A 13,931-nucleotide genomic window follows, 5' to 3' on the forward strand; every position below is an offset into this window, starting at 1 on the left:
GGTAATCTCTTGACGAGGCGCCGGTCTTCTTCCAGCCCACGGGCACGGGCTGACATATTCCATGGATGCTTATGCACAGGCACAAGGCAAGGATCGTTCGTATCATGCCCGGAAATTAGCACAAAATTACCGCAGGACGGCAAGTTCCTGCTGCAGAACGTCGGACATCAGCCAGTTGGCCCAGAGGCGCGTATACCAGTTGAATGGCGTGTTGATGGCGAACCGGCTTTCGAGCGTTAGCCCCGGTGCGGCCGCCGGGCAAGGGTTCCGGGCTGTAGGCGTCACCTTCCATGTGGATATGCTCGCCGCCGATAACGATATGGTCGTCCATGATCGCTTTGGAGATCGTGGAGGGATCTGTATGGATGTCCAGTTCGAGGCGTTTGTTAGGCTCGAGCCGGGTGATGGTCTCGAAGAAGACCAGTCCTTTCTCATAGCTCGCCGTTCTGTGACCGCCGATCTCGGGGCTGCTCACGGTGGTGCTTAGGTGATTCGGGAAACCCATTGTGCTGCAGATGGTTGGCGTGTGTGGTTTTGCCGCTGTGCGGGTCGGGGCCATCAGTGCGGTCCATACCTGTTCGGGTGTGGCCGCAAGCTCGACCTGTCTCCTGATCGCCAGATGCTCATAGCTGGAACTGCGCTTCCCTTCCAGCAGACCGGTGAAGAGAGGGAGAAATAGCAGCAGTGAGACGCTCAGTCGGTCCTGGTCTTTTTTATCGAAGTCCCATTCCTCGTTCCTTTCGGCGCGTCTCTTCTTTCGGTGGAAAGCGGTGACTCCGCCAAATCCGGCGATCAGTAAAAAAACGGGGAATGCCATGAACCAGCAGACCATTCCCTCGATGTTCAGGTAGTAGGTAACGATAAACACCGTGAGACAGCTGAGCCAGGGCTTGAAAAACGCGCCTTTTGCCGTTTGACCTTCGCGGTAGGGGATCAGCAGGATGGTGAGATAACCGACCAGCCAGGGGAGGAGGAAGAAAAGGAAATGCTCATCACCTGAAGTGTCTCGCCAAAGGAGGAAAATAGCATCCGCATGCTTACTCCGTAGACTGCCGCTAGCGAAATGGATAGTAGTAGTTTCATGGTTGTTGGGTTGGTGGTTCAAGGTCGACGACGATGATGTCCCCTGGGGCAGGCGTATCTTATCGGGAGCGTGTCGCCGAGGCCCTTGCTGATAATATAGCGACAGGAGCCGTGGGTCATATCCAGCTGGTTCAGCGGGTATCGCCACTTGACGGGATAGAGTCCTTTCTCGTTTTGCCAGAGTACGATCTGGCCGCCGTGGAGATGACCGGCGAAGACGAGGTTGTACCGGTGGGCAATCGGGCTGATATCGATAGGGTGGTGCAGACAGAGGATGGAGAGATCGGCGCCAGTCGATTCGGCCGGTCGGGTGCCGTCTATCTGTATGCGCAGATCCCCCAGTGCAGCATGCCTGTCACGTTGTGGATCCATCGGGCTCCCATCTGTTCGACGATCGTCCGGATGCGGCGGATATAGGGGCTGTCGTGGTTGCCGGCGATGGCGAATACGGGCATGTCGCCGATGGAGGCCATGAAGCGCTGGAAATTTGAGAGCCCAAAAGGCGTGTCGACATAGTCTCCGCCCAGCAAAAGGAGGTCTGGCTCAAGCTGCCTGATCTGTCTGGCGTGTTGTTCGACGCGTGTGCGGCTGACCCGGTGGTAGTGCAGGTCCGATATATAGACGATGCGCTTTTCCGCGAGGGCTTCTGACGGGTAGGTGTAGTATCTGGCCTCGGGGGATTTTTATAGCCTATTTCTAATTTCATGTTTATACCAAATTATGATGGCGAGACAGCCGACATACCAGTTGGTAAGGCGGTTCTTTTTTCGTAACAGGCCGGCGAGCATATAGAACGCGATGGGGATCACGGTGACGAGGCAGCGCCACGGGCCGATTTTGTAGGTTGCTTTGAGGCTCGCCAGCAGCGGCCGGGGCGCGCCGTCGACCAGCAGGGGGAAGAGGAAAAGGAAATGGATCTCCGTCAGATAGAATGTCAGGACCGCCGCCGGAAGAACCGCCAGCCCATTTCCAGACATTCCCAACCCTGCCAGCCCTGCGGTGATCAGACAAATGCCATACTTCAGCAGCCCGTAAGCCGTATACCCCGCGTGGCTATCGAAACCACCCATCCCCGCCGGCTGCAATTCCCGCAACCGCTCGTACATCCAGCGGGCGCCAAGCGGGAACACCGTGGCGGGCCGGAGTCGGGGGCTTGCGTTTGCCCGAGATGAAGCTTACTCATTGTAATCAGTTGCCGGTAATTCATGCGCAGTAGATGAAATGGAACCAGGCGATCCAGGCCAGGCCGTTGCCGAAGACCAGCATGCGGTGGTAGGTATGCTCGAGGGGTCCGCAGCGTTTGATATGAAAGACGAACTCGTCATAGCTGATGGCTGCCACGGTATAGATCAGGACGACGAGGATGGGGAGGAGGAAATTGGAGGGCTGGTTGCTGAGCATGGCAAACCACATCAGCAGGAACATGGGAAGTCCGCCGAGCCCTAGCGCCGCGGCTTCGGCAGCGCGTTCCTTCTTCGGGAGCTTCATGCCGAGGTTATTGCGGTGGAATCGCCAGTCCAGGACCCCGCCGGCGGTGGCAATGATACCAAACAGGGCGATGGCCGGGAACTGCCAGCTGACCCACGGAAAGGACGGGCTCAGCCTTAACTTGCCGTTGTCCCGGTAGAGGACCACCAGTGCACCAAACAGGACGGCGGGCATAAAGAGCAGGGTGAGGGAGAGATAGTCTCTCCACGATGGTTGTGCGGGGATAGATCGGGTCATATATTTGTATATAAAAGTGCTTTGTGTTACAAAGTAAATTTATTGAATTTAAATTTCCAAATTTTCCGTCCCGCCAATTCCACAGGCGTCCCGTCCCCCGCGGTTCACGCGCGGTTCACGTCCGCCTCCGCGGTTCACGCCCATCCCCGCCAATTCCCGCGGTTCACATCCTGTCCGCTGCAGGACAAATTTTTACCTCTTTTGGGGGTATCTTTGCTCCATGCAAAAAGACCATCTGCGTGAACCGTTTGAACTGGTTCTCAAAGAGTTGATGGACGAATGTCCCCGCGGCCGCCACACCCATTCCTTCTTCGAGCTGATCTACATCGTCGAAGGCGAGGGCCGCCAGCGCATCAACGACAACGAGTTCGGCTACAAGCACTGGCAACCTTTTCCTCGTCGCGCCCGACGACACCCATACCTTCAAAATCGAAAAGACGTCGAGATTTTTCTTTATCCGGTTCAACCAGCTGTTTCTGCGCGCGTCCAAAAAGGATCACGTCAGGACGCAGCGGTTGGAAATGATCCTTCAAAACGCCAGGCACGAACCGGGCTGTATCCTGAAGAAGGAAGACGACAAGACGTCGGTGGTCCAGCTGATGGAGATCCTGATCCGCGAACACCTCAACCACGACCTCTACCACGAGGAGCTCATCAGCCAGCTGGTCGATACGCTGCTGACCATCGTCGCGAGAAATATCACTCAGGCCTTCCCCTCAGTCATCGACGAGACCAGCGAAGAAAAGACCGTCGACATCCTCGAATACATCCAGGCCAATATCTACTACCCCGACAAGCTGCGCGTAGAAACCATCGGCACCGCCTTCGGCCTCTCCCGCAACTACCTTGGACGATACTTCAAGAAACAAACCAATGAGACCCTGCAGGAATATATCCTGAAGTACAAGCTCCGCCTCGTCGAGAACCGGCTCCTGCACAGCAATATGCGCGTATCCGAGATCGCCGACGAGTTCGGCTTCACGGACAAGAGCCATCTCAACCGAACCTTCAAACGCTACCGCGGACTGAACCCAACCGATTTCCGCCGCTCGGCAAAACCGCAGCCGGTGGCGTAGTGGGCCGCAACCAACACCATGTACACCAAACAAGATATATCCCGCCAAAAACAAGCCTTCTGGACGGCATTCGGCCGCTACATGAAACCCGTCCTCTCCGCCGACGGCGAAGAGATCAGCTGGCTCAACTACAAGACGGGCAACAAGCACCTCGGCTTCAGAATGGACGTCGACACCCGCCGGGCCATCCTCTCCATCGTCCTCGACCACCCCGACGCAGCAACAAGAAAGACATACTATGACCGGCTACAACAACTGCGACCCATGTTCCCCGATACCCTCGAAGAATGGACCCGGCAACCCAGCACCACCGACGAACACGGCCGACCGATCAGCACGATCCACAAACAACTCGACGGCGTCAACCTCTTCCGCAACGAAGACTGGCCGGCGATCATTTCCTTCCTCAAGCCGCGGATCATCGCGCTGGACGCCTTCTGGAGTATGGTAAAATATCAGTTTCTTTTGTAGCTTGGGGCATGAAATACCTGTTCCTTATCCTCGTCGCCGTACTGCCGCAGGCAATGACCGCGCAGTCGCCCCCCGCAAAAGGGCGTCAGCCCCTCCCCATAATTAAGGCCAGCTCCAAAAAAGTATCGATAAGGGACGACGGCTTCCTCGACATCAATGCCCGGAGCCTGTCCCCATCCGCTCGTCCCGACGTCTACACCGCCGACCGGACAAGAAAGACAAAATGGGTGACCTTCTATACCGACATTGACTCCTTCCGCGTCCAACTAAAGCCGGGTCAGAAAAAGATTTCATCATCCTTCTGAATGGCAAAGACTCCTGCTACACCCAAATCGCCAGCGCAATACGATCGGAAAAACCAACAGGAACCACAGACACCATTCCCTTCACCCTCACCGAATACAACGCCATCGCCGCAACGGCCATCATCAACGACACCGACACGATCAAACTACATTTCGACGTCGGATCGTTCAGCTTTCACCTCACAAAAGATGCCCTGACCCGAAGGCCTTCCATCAAAAACCCCACACCCTGCAGATGGGCACCCGCATCTGGCGGGACCCTGAAGTAGGCGTCACGGGCCTTAGCTCCCATAATATGGACGGTCGCTTCGGCTGGGACCTCTTCGAAAGCCGGCAGGTGGAGATCGACTACGACCATCATCTGCTGATCATCCGCCCGCGACTGCCAAAACACCTCAAAGGATACGTAAAAAGGAGGCTGATATTCCAGCGGGGCTATGTATGTATGGAGGCCGCCTTCGGAAATGACGGATCCAGCTTCCTCCTCGACACCGGCTCCGACCAGGCCGCCGTCGTCGACAGCGCCTGGGCCGCAGCACACCATTTCACGACCGGCCTCAGGATCATAAAAACGTCCAGTATCCAGGACCCGCGCGGCGTGCGGTACGAGACAAAGACCGTCGAAGCCCCTGAACTCAGCCTGGGCGCCGATATCCGCCTGACCAACGTACCCGTCTTCGTACTCTCCGGCAGAAATCCCGCGGGCTTTTCACTCAATATCCTGGGCAATGACGTGCTGAAACGATTCAATATCATTCTCGATTTTCAGCATGACAATATCTATCTGAAACCCAACCAACTGATGGACGCGCCGTACAGGGCCAATTCATGAGGAGTCCCCCGAGCCGCGCGGCCCCCCGAACCCGTAAATTCATTATATTTATTACAAAAACTCTTATGACAACCCAGCAGCCGGCAGCATACAATATCTATTTCGATCAGGACGCCGACCTGGTCGTGATGGTCTGGAAGGGATATTCGACCAGCGAAGAGTTTCGGGAAGGGACCGAGCTGATGCTGAACGAACTCATCAGCAACGGTTCTTCAAAGGTCCTGGCCGACGTCCGCGAAATGATCCTGATCGGATTGGAAGACCAGCGGTGGCTCGAGGCGAGATTCCTTCCGCGCGCGATAAAATTCGGATTCAAACAGATTGCCATCATCACCCCCAATTCCTATTTCAACAAGGTAGCCATCGAAAGCATATCCTATAAGGTCGACAAGGAAAAGATCTCGATCCAATTCTTCGACACCCGCGTGGACGCCGTCGCATGGCTCAACGCATAAGCCAGCATATGAAAAAGATCCTCCTTCCCGTCTTATCCGTCGTAGCCCTGGCCACCGCCAGTGCGCAACCCGTAAAAATACACGGCCACCTGAAAGTTCAGGGCACCCGTCTGCTCGACGAACACAACCAGCCGGTGGCGCTGCACGGCATGAGCCTGGGGTGGAGCTGCTTTCACCCCCGATTTTATACGGCGGGGACGGTCGACTGGCTGTACAGGGACTGGAACTGCTCCGTGCTGCGAGCAGCCATGGGCGTCGAGCCGAAGGGTGGGTATATCGACGACCCCGCCCCGTCGACAAGACTGGTCACCACGGTTGTAGACGCCGCTATCAGGGACGGCATCTACGTGATCATCGACTGGCACAGCCATCATATCAACCTCGAACAAGCCAAATCTTTCTTCGCCGAAATGGCGGCTAAATACGGGAAACACCCCAATATCATATATGAGCTCTACAACGAGCCGGCAGGCCCGACATGGCCCGAGGTGAAAGCCTATTCCGAAGCCATCATCAAAGTGATCCGGGAAAAGGACCCCGACAATCTTATATTAGTAGGCTGCCCCAGATGGGACCAGGAGATAGAGCAACCCGCCGCCGATCCGATAAGGGGCTACAGCAATCTGATGTATACCATGCACTTTTACGCCGGCACCCATAAGAAATGGCTGCGCGACCGCACCGACTCGGCCATCAGCGCCGGCCTCCCCGTTTTCATTTCCGAGTCGGCCGGTATGGAAGCTAGCGGCAACGGCCCGATCGACTACAAGGAGTGGCAGCTCTATATCGACTGGATCAATAAGAACAATCTCAGCTGGATCACCTGGTCGGTGTCAGACAAGGACGAGACCTGCTCGGTGCTGCAACCCTCGGCGGGCTCCGACGGCCACTGGAAGGACGCCGACCTCAAGGAGTCGGGCGCCAGGACAAGGGAATATCTGAAGGCCTACCCGCCGGTAGACTAGGAAAAATTCCTATCGTCCGCCGACGGCCCATAAATAGAAGGTACCGCAATATCGTTCAACCGCATATAAACGGTCAACTGCCCCCGGTGGTGCACCCAGTGGTTGATGGTCGAACCGATCGTCTCCAGCTTGGGCGAGCTCATCAGCAACTGCTCCCCGTGTTTCAGTTCGAAGGGCCGGGCCAGCTGCTCGTCCGTGATATTGGGCAGTCAGTAAGACCCAGCGCGGGATCTCCGCCACCAGCAGGGTCAGGTAGCCCATCGCCATCGATTTTTCGTGCGGCTTGAAGTCGTATACATTCTCGGGGATCTGCCGAAAATTTTATGCCAATCTGACGTCGTCAGGGTGGGAAATCGCTGAATTTCCTCTCATTTTATGAGAATGCCCCCTCAGCTGAAGTAACGCGCCGGCGTCTCCGCCCTAGAAATGAAAAGCCGCCGTCGCGATCAGCGCCCGCGGCGCAATAGGATTAATACTGTATCTGTCATGCCCCAGATAGGCCAACGTATTGGTAATATTTGACAGCTTCACCTGCAGGCTCAGCTTGCGGTACGTGTACCCTGCGGAAAGATCGGCCGTCCAGAAACCCGGCAGCTGGATCTGGCGGTTATACGCCGGCGTTTGGCCTACCGTATTCTGGTTGCCGCCCCAGCGCTTGCCCGTGTAGAAGGCCGAGGCTCCCAGCTTAAGTCCGTGCAGAACGCCTTCCGTGAAGGTGTAAAAGACGGTTGAATTGATCGTACTCTGCGGATTGTTGTTCAGCTTTTCCCCTTCCACCGCCGTGCCCTTGCCACCGGGGGAGTGGGTGTACCGCGCGTTGTTGAGGCCATAACCCGCGATGAAATAGACGTTCTTCGAAAGGCTCCCCGAGATATCCACGTCGAAGCCGTCGCTCGTCGTCTGTCCCGTCAGCTCCTTGATCGCCGTGTTCGTATTGGGGGTCCCGTCCGCCAGGGTAACCGCCATCTGCGCGAGATTGCTGTTCCGGATGCGGTAGACGCTGAAGTTGGCGGCGACCTTCTTGTCGAAGAAATAGTTCTTCCAGCCGAACTCATAGTCGTTGATAAAAGAAGGCTTCAGCGGATTGTTATAGATATCCGTCCCCGTATTGACGGTAAAACTATTCGCGAACCCTACGTACAGCGACATATTTTCCGTCGGTTCATAGATGATCGCGCCCTTCGGAGAGAAGGCGTTGTTATACGCCGACACGCCGTATGTAACCGAATTCTTGGTATAGTTGGTGGTTGCGGGCGCCTTTGTCCTGAGATAGGACCAGCGGATCCCCGCCAGCAGTTTGAGGTGTGGAGTGATCGTGATCAGGTCCTGCACATAGTAGCCCGTATTCATGATGGGAGCGACGGTCTTTCCCGTATCCAGCGCGTTGGGGATATCCATCCGCTGCACGCGCGATCCCATGTTCAGGATATTGATGGTGTCATACGCCGTGCCGATCTTGCCGTTGCTGCTGGTGAGGCGGAAGACATCGCTGCGCGTCTTGTCCGTGAAATAACTCGCGCCGATCAGCACCTGGTGGCTGATCTTGCCCGTTGCAAACTTGCCCGTGAGGTCGGCCTGAACGGTGGAGTTGGCCTCCCATGTCCTGGTGCGGCTGAGCGCACGCGCCCAGTTGCCAGATCCGTCGATATTGTTGGGAAGACCCGCACCGTAGGAGTCGATATTGACGATCTGTCCGCCCGCGATAAAGTTCAGGTTCCAGTTGTCGGCGAACTGGTGGTTCACGATGACCGAGCCGCCGGAAGTTTTTGAATGATAGTAGGCCCAGTTCGTGTTGATATACCGGGACCTCGAGTCGGGGATCACCGCGTCCATATTGAGATTGAGGATCCCGATGCCCGCGTCGGGTGTGAAGTTCGCGTCGAGAAAATCGCCCTGCAGGCGGACCGTCGTCTTCTTTCCTATCTTGTATAACAGCGAAGGGTTGATATATTTTCTGTTGGTATGGACCACGTCGCGGTAGCTGTTGCTCGTTTCATAGCTGCCAACCACGCGGAAGGCCAGGTCTTTGCTGATCGGCCCGTAAAGGTCAACGACGGGTTTGAAAAGCCCAAAACTTCCCGCGTTCGCGGATACCTCACCGCCCCAGTCGAAGCGGGGCTTCCTCGTGACCATATTGATCAGCAGACCCGCGGAAGAGTTGCCGTAGAGCAGCGCCGTGCTTCCCTTCATCACCTCGATGGACTCCAGCGTGCCCGCTTCGGGGAAACCTGCCGTGTTGACCAGTATTCCGTCCTTGTAGATGCCGCTGATATTGCCGGCGACGCCGATGCTGTAGCCGCGTGCGCTGAACGTTTCAGCGACGCCCCCGCGCTGCTGTGTCAGAGCTACGCCGCTGACATTGCGGATGACGTCGCCCAGTCTGAGGGCCTGCTGGTCGGCTATGACCGTCCTGCTTACGATGCCTGTCTGCTGGGGATTATCGAGCGGGGCCAGATTGGCTTTTCCGAAGGAAGGGCTACGTTTGCCGGCCGTGACGATGGCTTCGGCCAATTCCCTGGCGGTGGTGTCGGTTTTGGACGATGAAGTGTCTATAAGAGTGGTCTCAGCTTTTAAATTAGTAGCTTGACCATATGTAATACCAGAAATAAAAAGGACTAAGACGGTTAGCAGTCTGTTTTTCATTTGTCAGCTTTTTGAAGCGCGACAAAATTACTCCGCCCCCGCCAGGAGGCGTCCCTCTATCGGGAAACTCAGTTTACGAGATCGGTAAAACCTACTCGGTTTTCAACACGTCTGTCGTTTTGATCCGCGCCAGATACCACACCCTCGATCCGATGACGGTGACGCTCACCGATGCGACACCTAAAAAACTGAATATCAACACATCGAGCCTGACCCCTGCGTTGATCCGGAAGATCATATTCATCAGCTGACGCGCCATCAGGAACCCCACCGACCCCCCGACAAGGGTAGAGATCGTCAGAATCTTCCAGTAACCTACTCCTACCAGCCAGAAGATATGCCTCCCCCGGGCGCCGACGATTTTCCGGATTGCGATCTCCCGCATCCGTTTCAGCACTGTCAGCGAGATCAGTGCGAACATCCCCGTCCCGGCGATAAAGATCGAGATCAGGGCAAAACCCGAGAAGATCCGGGCGACGATCGAGTTGAGCCGCATCGTGAAGACCGACACCTCGTCCTGGAAATAGCTGTTCAGCGGCGTCGCGGGATAGAGCTGGGCCCAGACGGTCCGCACCTGGTCATAGACCTCGCCAAGATGACCCGGCCTCGCCCTGATCACCCACTGCGAAGCCTGCCGGGAGCCGATCAGACACATAGCGAGTGGCTGGATGGGGTCGCTGAAGGAGTTTTGGGTAAAGTCTTTCAGGACGCCGACGACCAGACAGCTGTTGTTGGCGTCCTTGCGGATGGTGCGGCCGATGGCATCGGCGGGTTTCCAGCCCATCGCGAACGCGAGCTTTTCGTTGATCAGCATTTTTTGCTGTGAACTATGTGAACCGCCGTCCCCGGGGCCACCATCCGGTGAACCGCCATCGCCCGCGGACGCCGGCACGCCTCCGGCCACCAACCTCAACCCCATAAGTTCAGTATACCCCGTTCCAACCTCCAGATACGTACATTCCGCCTTCCGCCCCTCCGCCTCCAGCGGCCAGCTATGATAAGAGAAACCTATCTGGTCCCGCACCCCCTCCAGTTGCTGCACCCCAGGGATCCGGCTCAGCTCGTCGTGCAGCGCCTTCCCGTCTGTCCCCTGCGGCAGCCATACCCCCATGATATCCGCGCGCCGGTACCCATAGTCATAGTCCCGCTGAAAGGCCGCGTTACGGACAAACGCAAACGAAACGATCAGCGTAACAAAAGTGATCACGATCTGCAGTCCCAGCAGACAGCGGGAGAACAAATTGCTGCCACCGAAGCGTACTGCCCCGCGAAAAATGGAAGTCGCGTTGAACCGGCTCACATAAAAGGCGGGATATGCCCCCGCCACCAGGATCACCAAAAAGAACAGCGACACCAGCACCAACTGCAGCACATGATCGCTCAGATAAGGCGCCCGGACATCGGAATGGATGATCATGCCGTTGTAGAAGGGCAGCCACCAGCGGTCCAGCAGCATCGCCAGCCCGATCGCGGGTACGACGATCAAAGCGCATTCCATCAGTTGCTGCAGGATGATCTGCCGGTGACTGCTGCCCATCACCTTCCTGATGCCGATCTCCTTCAGCCTCCGGCGGCTCTGGGCCACCGTGGTATTGGCAAAGTTCAGACAGGCCGACAACAGGACCAGCATCGCCAGTATCAGCGGGGCATAGACGGCCGCGTCGCCCGGACGCTCGAGCATCGCGTTCTTGTCGATCACCGCCGACTCCGACGCAGTCTGCACCAGCGACTGAAGGGAAAAGAAGTAACACGCAGGTCCTGCCGCGCCGCCTGCTCCAGCGGAATATATTGGCTGAACGCCTTCCCCAGCTGCGCCGCCTGCCGCGGGTCGGCCAGCTTCAGAAAGATAGCGTCCGTTATATGACCCCAGTCGTCCCGCTTCAGCTGCGACCCGTCAAAGTTTAAATAATTCTCTACGGCCGTCAGCGTCTCGAACTGAAAAGAAGAATTCACCGGGGGATCTTTCAGGATACCGGTTACTGTCAGGGGCTTTTTAAAAGACTGGTCGGAATACAGCACCAACGTCTTACCAAGAGCATCGCCGGCGCCGAAGAATTTCCTGGCAGCCGTTTCCGTGATCACCACCGTCGACGGATCGGAGAGTCGCGCCTGACCCCGCGCCATTGGAAAACTAAACATGTCGAAGAATGACGCATCCGTAAAATGCACCATGCCGGATAAAGGCTCGTGACCCGCCGCCTGGATCGACAGCCCACGACCCTCCCAGCGTACGGCCTGCTTTACCACGGGATAGTCCCTCATCGCCGCCGCGCCCAGCGGACCCGGACAGGGCCCCTTGATCCCTTCCCCGCCGGCTACCGTTATCAGCACACGAAAGATCTGCTCCCGGTGGGAGTGCCAGGCGTCATAGCTCGTATTAAATCGGTATACCTGCACGCCCCAGATGATCGCGGCAATGCCGATGCCGAGGCCGAGGATATTGATAAAGGCATAGAGACTGGTCTTCCGGAGGCTTCGGACGACGATACGGCAGTAGTTGAGGAACATGGCTTGCTGTTTCCGCGTAGACGCGAACCTTTTGCAATTCCATAAAAATTCTAGACGACAGCCCGCACCAGGCTGCAGTTGCGTGGAGGAGGCAGGGCGACTCCGCCGCTGGCCCAGTACCTGTCCGCGGCCCCTTCGGCCGTCAGCCATTCGACCCGGCTAAAGCCGCAGGCTTTCAATTCCTCCTCCAGTTGCGCGGGTTTGAAATAGGTCAGCCAGGGCTCTCCGGCGGAGGCGACCCGGGCGGCGAACAGAAAGAAAAAGGGATTCCATCGTCTGACCGACGCCGTGAAAACGAATTCGCTTCCCTTTGGCAGACCACCCAGCCAGCGGAAGATGCGGCTGACCGTCGGACGTGTCAGATAGATGAGCACACCCAGACAGGAGACGAATACCGGGGCGGTCAGATCGAGCGGGCTGCGGGCGAACACCGCGGGCAGATCGTCCGTTTGCAGGTCGACCGTCATAAAGGAAAGGTTGGGTGGTTTGGAGAGACCCGCAGCCCTGAGCAGCCGCAGCTTGCCCGCCTGGCTGGCGGACTGATCGGCCTCGATGATCCGGAGGTCACCCGCCCAGGCCGGCTGACGCCACGCGAAGGTATCGACGCCGGCGCCGAGCAGCAGGTACTGACGGACCCCACGCCAGTGCGCTTCGTAGAGACAGTCCTCCGCAAAGCGGCTCCGGAGAACGATATGCGTGCGCATGGCGACGCTGCCGCGCCGGAAAAATCGTCCCGGCGTTCGTGCAGATGGTCGATGCTATCCTGTCCGAGGAGCTTTACAATCACCTCGTCGCGGAGAAGTTTCTCGCCTTCGTCGAACAGTTGGTGCGCCGCGCGGAATGCGGCGGCCCCGACGGCGGTGGCGCTGCCGGCCTGCCTATCCATTGACCGCCTGTTGGATAATCACACAGACGTCGGACGCGTCCTTTAGGGCAAACTCGCGGAGGCCCCAGTGGCTGGGTCTTGATGAGGTTGGAATTGGGATGCAGCAGCTGCGGATTCTTTGCTTTTACTTCGGCATACAGCGCCTCGATATCGTCGGTGGAGATGCGGATCTCGGGCCTGTCGAGCCTGGCGATCTCCGGCTCCTGCGAAAGTATCAGCGTCGCAGTGTCGCGCCTGAGCACATAGAACGGCGGATTCGGCTCGTGCCAGCCGACCTCGAATCCGAGGGTGTCGACAAAAAGTTCGAGCCCGTGACGGACGTCAACGTAAAAGATCTTGGGGATGACCTGTAGGAGTTTCATGTCTCAAAGGTCAGAAATGTCCGCGACATCCCACTTTACAAATGTTAAGAAATCGCGCGGCGGAGTGCCCTCACACCCTGTTCCTTATCCTGCTGAGGCTGACCGGCGTGATCCCGAGATACGACGCAATATATTGCAGCGGCACCCGCCGAACGACCTCCGGCTGATCCCTGACCAGATTCTCATACCGCTGCTGCGGGCTATCCCGCAAATAAGAAAAGAAATGGCGCAGAAAAGCCGCCTGCTTGTCCGCCGCGCCTTCGATCAGCAGCGGATAGAGTTCGAGGTCCTGCCGCACCAGCTGCATATCTTCCTGGCTCAGCCAGCGCAGCACCACCGGCTCGATCGTCTCGATGCTGTAACAACCCGGGACATTCTTCCGGAAACTCTCCGAAGAGTAAACGACGTCTCCTTCAAAACAGAACTGGAAGCTGATCTCCCTGCCGTCGTGATTGAACCAATACCGGACGCATCCTTCCGCTATCACGTACATCCTTCGGCAGATCTCGCCCTCCTTCAGCAGCAGCGTCCGCGGTCCGGCGGTCTCTGTTTTCCAGAGGTGGTGGTATTTCCGCCAGGCGGTATGTCGGTCGGTGAGTTCGGACATGCCATGAAGGTAG

Annotated in this window: 19 protein-coding genes and 1 pseudogene; 7 read left to right on the forward strand and 13 right to left on the reverse strand. The window is 57.2% G+C overall.

Features of this window, described 5'->3' with window-relative positions; all coding sequences use genetic code 11:
- Nucleotides 1–115: 115 nt before the first annotated feature.
- From ACQ86N_RS03255 to ACQ86N_RS03275, 5 genes are all read right to left on the reverse strand, one after another.
- Nucleotides 116–1,105, reverse strand: a complete 990-nt coding sequence (locus ACQ86N_RS03255; RefSeq protein ID WP_431213922.1) for a hypothetical protein — start codon at nucleotides 1,103–1,105, stop codon at nucleotides 116–118.
- Complete coding sequence (locus tag ACQ86N_RS03260; RefSeq protein WP_431213923.1) at nucleotides 1,102–1,455, reverse strand: hypothetical protein; 354 nt, start codon at nucleotides 1,453–1,455, stop codon at nucleotides 1,102–1,104. The genes ACQ86N_RS03255 and ACQ86N_RS03260 overlap by 4 nt, the downstream gene beginning before the upstream one ends.
- A complete protein-coding gene (locus ACQ86N_RS03265; RefSeq protein ID WP_431217966.1) occupies nucleotides 1,401–1,709 on the reverse strand; it encodes a metallophosphoesterase in 309 nt (102 codons plus the stop codon). Before ACQ86N_RS03265 ends, ACQ86N_RS03260 begins: the two co-directional genes overlap by 55 nt.
- Nucleotides 1,710–1,766: 57 nt before the next feature.
- Nucleotides 1,767–2,213 (reverse strand): hypothetical protein, encoded by a 447-nt coding sequence (locus ACQ86N_RS03270; protein ID WP_431213924.1) that lies wholly within the window; start codon nucleotides 2,211–2,213, stop codon nucleotides 1,767–1,769.
- Nucleotides 2,214–2,286: 73 nt separating this feature from the next.
- Nucleotides 2,287–2,808, reverse strand: a complete 522-nt coding sequence (locus ACQ86N_RS03275) for a hypothetical protein (protein WP_431213925.1) — start codon at nucleotides 2,806–2,808, stop codon at nucleotides 2,287–2,289.
- A gap of 271 nt (nucleotides 2,809–3,079) precedes the next feature.
- Here ACQ86N_RS03275 and ACQ86N_RS03280 point away from each other — a divergent pair.
- From ACQ86N_RS03280 to ACQ86N_RS03295, 4 genes and pseudogenes are all read left to right on the forward strand, one after another.
- Nucleotides 3,080–3,142 (forward strand): annotated as a pseudogene (locus ACQ86N_RS03280) (hypothetical protein); the annotation flags it as partial.
- A gap of 187 nt (nucleotides 3,143–3,329) precedes the next feature.
- Complete coding sequence (locus tag ACQ86N_RS03285) at nucleotides 3,330–3,884, forward strand: helix-turn-helix domain-containing protein (protein ID WP_431213926.1); 555 nt, start codon at nucleotides 3,330–3,332, stop codon at nucleotides 3,882–3,884.
- An 18-nt stretch (nucleotides 3,885–3,902) separates the two neighbouring features.
- The gene (locus ACQ86N_RS03290) at nucleotides 3,903–4,355 is read left to right on the forward strand and encodes a DUF4268 domain-containing protein (protein ID WP_431213927.1); all 453 of its coding nucleotides are present in this window, start codon (nucleotides 3,903–3,905) and stop codon (nucleotides 4,353–4,355) included.
- 8 nt (nucleotides 4,356–4,363) lie between these two features.
- Nucleotides 4,364–4,660, forward strand: a complete 297-nt coding sequence (locus ACQ86N_RS03295; RefSeq protein WP_431213928.1) for a hypothetical protein — start codon at nucleotides 4,364–4,366, stop codon at nucleotides 4,658–4,660.
- A gap of 16 nt (nucleotides 4,661–4,676) precedes the next feature.
- Here ACQ86N_RS03295 and ACQ86N_RS03300 read toward each other — a convergent pair whose 3' ends face one another.
- Complete coding sequence (locus ACQ86N_RS03300; protein WP_431213929.1) at nucleotides 4,677–4,805, reverse strand: hypothetical protein; 129 nt, start codon at nucleotides 4,803–4,805, stop codon at nucleotides 4,677–4,679.
- Between the two features lie 90 nt (nucleotides 4,806–4,895).
- On the opposite strand from ACQ86N_RS03300, the gene ACQ86N_RS03305 reads away from it, so the two are divergent.
- The 3 genes from ACQ86N_RS03305 (at nucleotide 4,896) to ACQ86N_RS03315 (ending at nucleotide 6,912) form a co-directional block, all read left to right on the forward strand.
- On the forward strand, nucleotides 4,896–5,492 hold the full coding sequence (locus ACQ86N_RS03305) for a hypothetical protein (RefSeq protein ID WP_431213930.1): 597 nt from the start codon (nucleotides 4,896–4,898) through the stop codon (nucleotides 5,490–5,492).
- 65 nt (nucleotides 5,493–5,557) lie between these two features.
- The gene (locus tag ACQ86N_RS03310) at nucleotides 5,558–5,947 is read left to right on the forward strand and encodes an STAS/SEC14 domain-containing protein (protein WP_431213931.1); all 390 of its coding nucleotides are present in this window, start codon (nucleotides 5,558–5,560) and stop codon (nucleotides 5,945–5,947) included.
- An 8-nt stretch (nucleotides 5,948–5,955) separates the two neighbouring features.
- Nucleotides 5,956–6,912, forward strand: coding sequence for a glycoside hydrolase family 5 protein (locus ACQ86N_RS03315; RefSeq protein WP_431213932.1), 957 nt, complete (start codon nucleotides 5,956–5,958; stop codon nucleotides 6,910–6,912).
- Here the strand turns inward: ACQ86N_RS03315 and ACQ86N_RS03320 are convergent.
- The 7 genes from ACQ86N_RS03320 to ACQ86N_RS03350 form a co-directional block, all read right to left on the reverse strand.
- Nucleotides 6,909–7,121, reverse strand: a complete 213-nt coding sequence (locus tag ACQ86N_RS03320; protein WP_431217967.1) for a DinB family protein — start codon at nucleotides 7,119–7,121, stop codon at nucleotides 6,909–6,911. The genes ACQ86N_RS03315 and ACQ86N_RS03320 overlap by 4 nt on opposite strands.
- A 211-nt stretch (nucleotides 7,122–7,332) precedes the next feature.
- Nucleotides 7,333–9,423, reverse strand: a complete 2,091-nt coding sequence (locus ACQ86N_RS03325) for a TonB-dependent siderophore receptor (RefSeq protein ID WP_431213933.1) — start codon at nucleotides 9,421–9,423, stop codon at nucleotides 7,333–7,335.
- A gap of 223 nt (nucleotides 9,424–9,646) precedes the next feature.
- Complete coding sequence (locus tag ACQ86N_RS03330) at nucleotides 9,647–11,278, reverse strand: FtsX-like permease family protein (protein ID WP_431213934.1); 1,632 nt, start codon at nucleotides 11,276–11,278, stop codon at nucleotides 9,647–9,649.
- Entirely contained in the window at nucleotides 11,251–12,063 is an 813-nt protein-coding gene (locus ACQ86N_RS03335; protein ID WP_431213935.1) for an ABC transporter permease, read from the reverse strand. Before ACQ86N_RS03335 ends, ACQ86N_RS03330 begins: the two co-directional genes overlap by 28 nt.
- Nucleotides 12,064–12,113: 50 nt before the next feature.
- Nucleotides 12,114–12,767: a class I SAM-dependent methyltransferase gene (locus ACQ86N_RS03340; RefSeq protein WP_431213936.1), complete on the reverse strand. Its 654-nt coding sequence runs from the start codon at nucleotides 12,765–12,767 to the stop codon at nucleotides 12,114–12,116.
- Nucleotides 12,768–12,846: 79 nt separating this feature from the next.
- Complete coding sequence (locus tag ACQ86N_RS03345; protein WP_431213937.1) at nucleotides 12,847–13,311, reverse strand: hypothetical protein; 465 nt, start codon at nucleotides 13,309–13,311, stop codon at nucleotides 12,847–12,849.
- Nucleotides 13,312–13,381: 70 nt separating this feature from the next.
- A complete protein-coding gene (locus ACQ86N_RS03350; protein ID WP_431213938.1) occupies nucleotides 13,382–13,918 on the reverse strand; it encodes a Crp/Fnr family transcriptional regulator in 537 nt (178 codons plus the stop codon).
- Between the last annotated feature and the right edge of the window lie 13 nt (nucleotides 13,919–13,931).

It is taken from the genome of Puia sp. P3 (genome assembly GCF_050632245.1).
GTDB lineage: Bacteria > Bacteroidota > Bacteroidia > Chitinophagales > Chitinophagaceae > Puia.

Coding starts and splice junctions, on each gene's coding strand:
- ACQ86N_RS03295 (WP_431213928.1), top strand. CDS start 4,364: ATGAAATACCTGTTCCTTATCCTCGTCGCCGTACTGCCGCAGGCAATG.
- ACQ86N_RS03260 (WP_431213923.1), bottom strand. CDS start 1,455: ATGGATCCACAACGTGACAGGCATGCTGCACTGGGGGATCTGCGCATA.
- ACQ86N_RS03340 (WP_431213936.1), bottom strand. CDS start 12,767: ATGCGCACGCATATCGTTCTCCGGAGCCGCTTTGCGGAGGACTGTCTC.
- ACQ86N_RS03275 (WP_431213925.1), bottom strand. CDS start 2,808: ATGACCCGATCTATCCCCGCACAACCATCGTGGAGAGACTATCTCTCC.
- ACQ86N_RS03290 (WP_431213927.1), top strand. CDS start 3,903: ATGTACACCAAACAAGATATATCCCGCCAAAAACAAGCCTTCTGGACG.
- ACQ86N_RS03350 (WP_431213938.1), bottom strand. CDS start 13,918: ATGTCCGAACTCACCGACCGACATACCGCCTGGCGGAAATACCACCAC.
- ACQ86N_RS03335 (WP_431213935.1), bottom strand. CDS start 12,063: ATGTTCCTCAACTACTGCCGTATCGTCGTCCGAAGCCTCCGGAAGACC.
- ACQ86N_RS03310 (WP_431213931.1), top strand. CDS start 5,558: ATGACAACCCAGCAGCCGGCAGCATACAATATCTATTTCGATCAGGAC.
- ACQ86N_RS03345 (WP_431213937.1), bottom strand. CDS start 13,311: ATGAAACTCCTACAGGTCATCCCCAAGATCTTTTACGTTGACGTCCGT.
- ACQ86N_RS03305 (WP_431213930.1), top strand. CDS start 4,896: ATGGGCACCCGCATCTGGCGGGACCCTGAAGTAGGCGTCACGGGCCTT.
- ACQ86N_RS03315 (WP_431213932.1), top strand. CDS start 5,956: ATGAAAAAGATCCTCCTTCCCGTCTTATCCGTCGTAGCCCTGGCCACC.
- ACQ86N_RS03285 (WP_431213926.1), top strand. CDS start 3,330: ATGATCCTTCAAAACGCCAGGCACGAACCGGGCTGTATCCTGAAGAAG.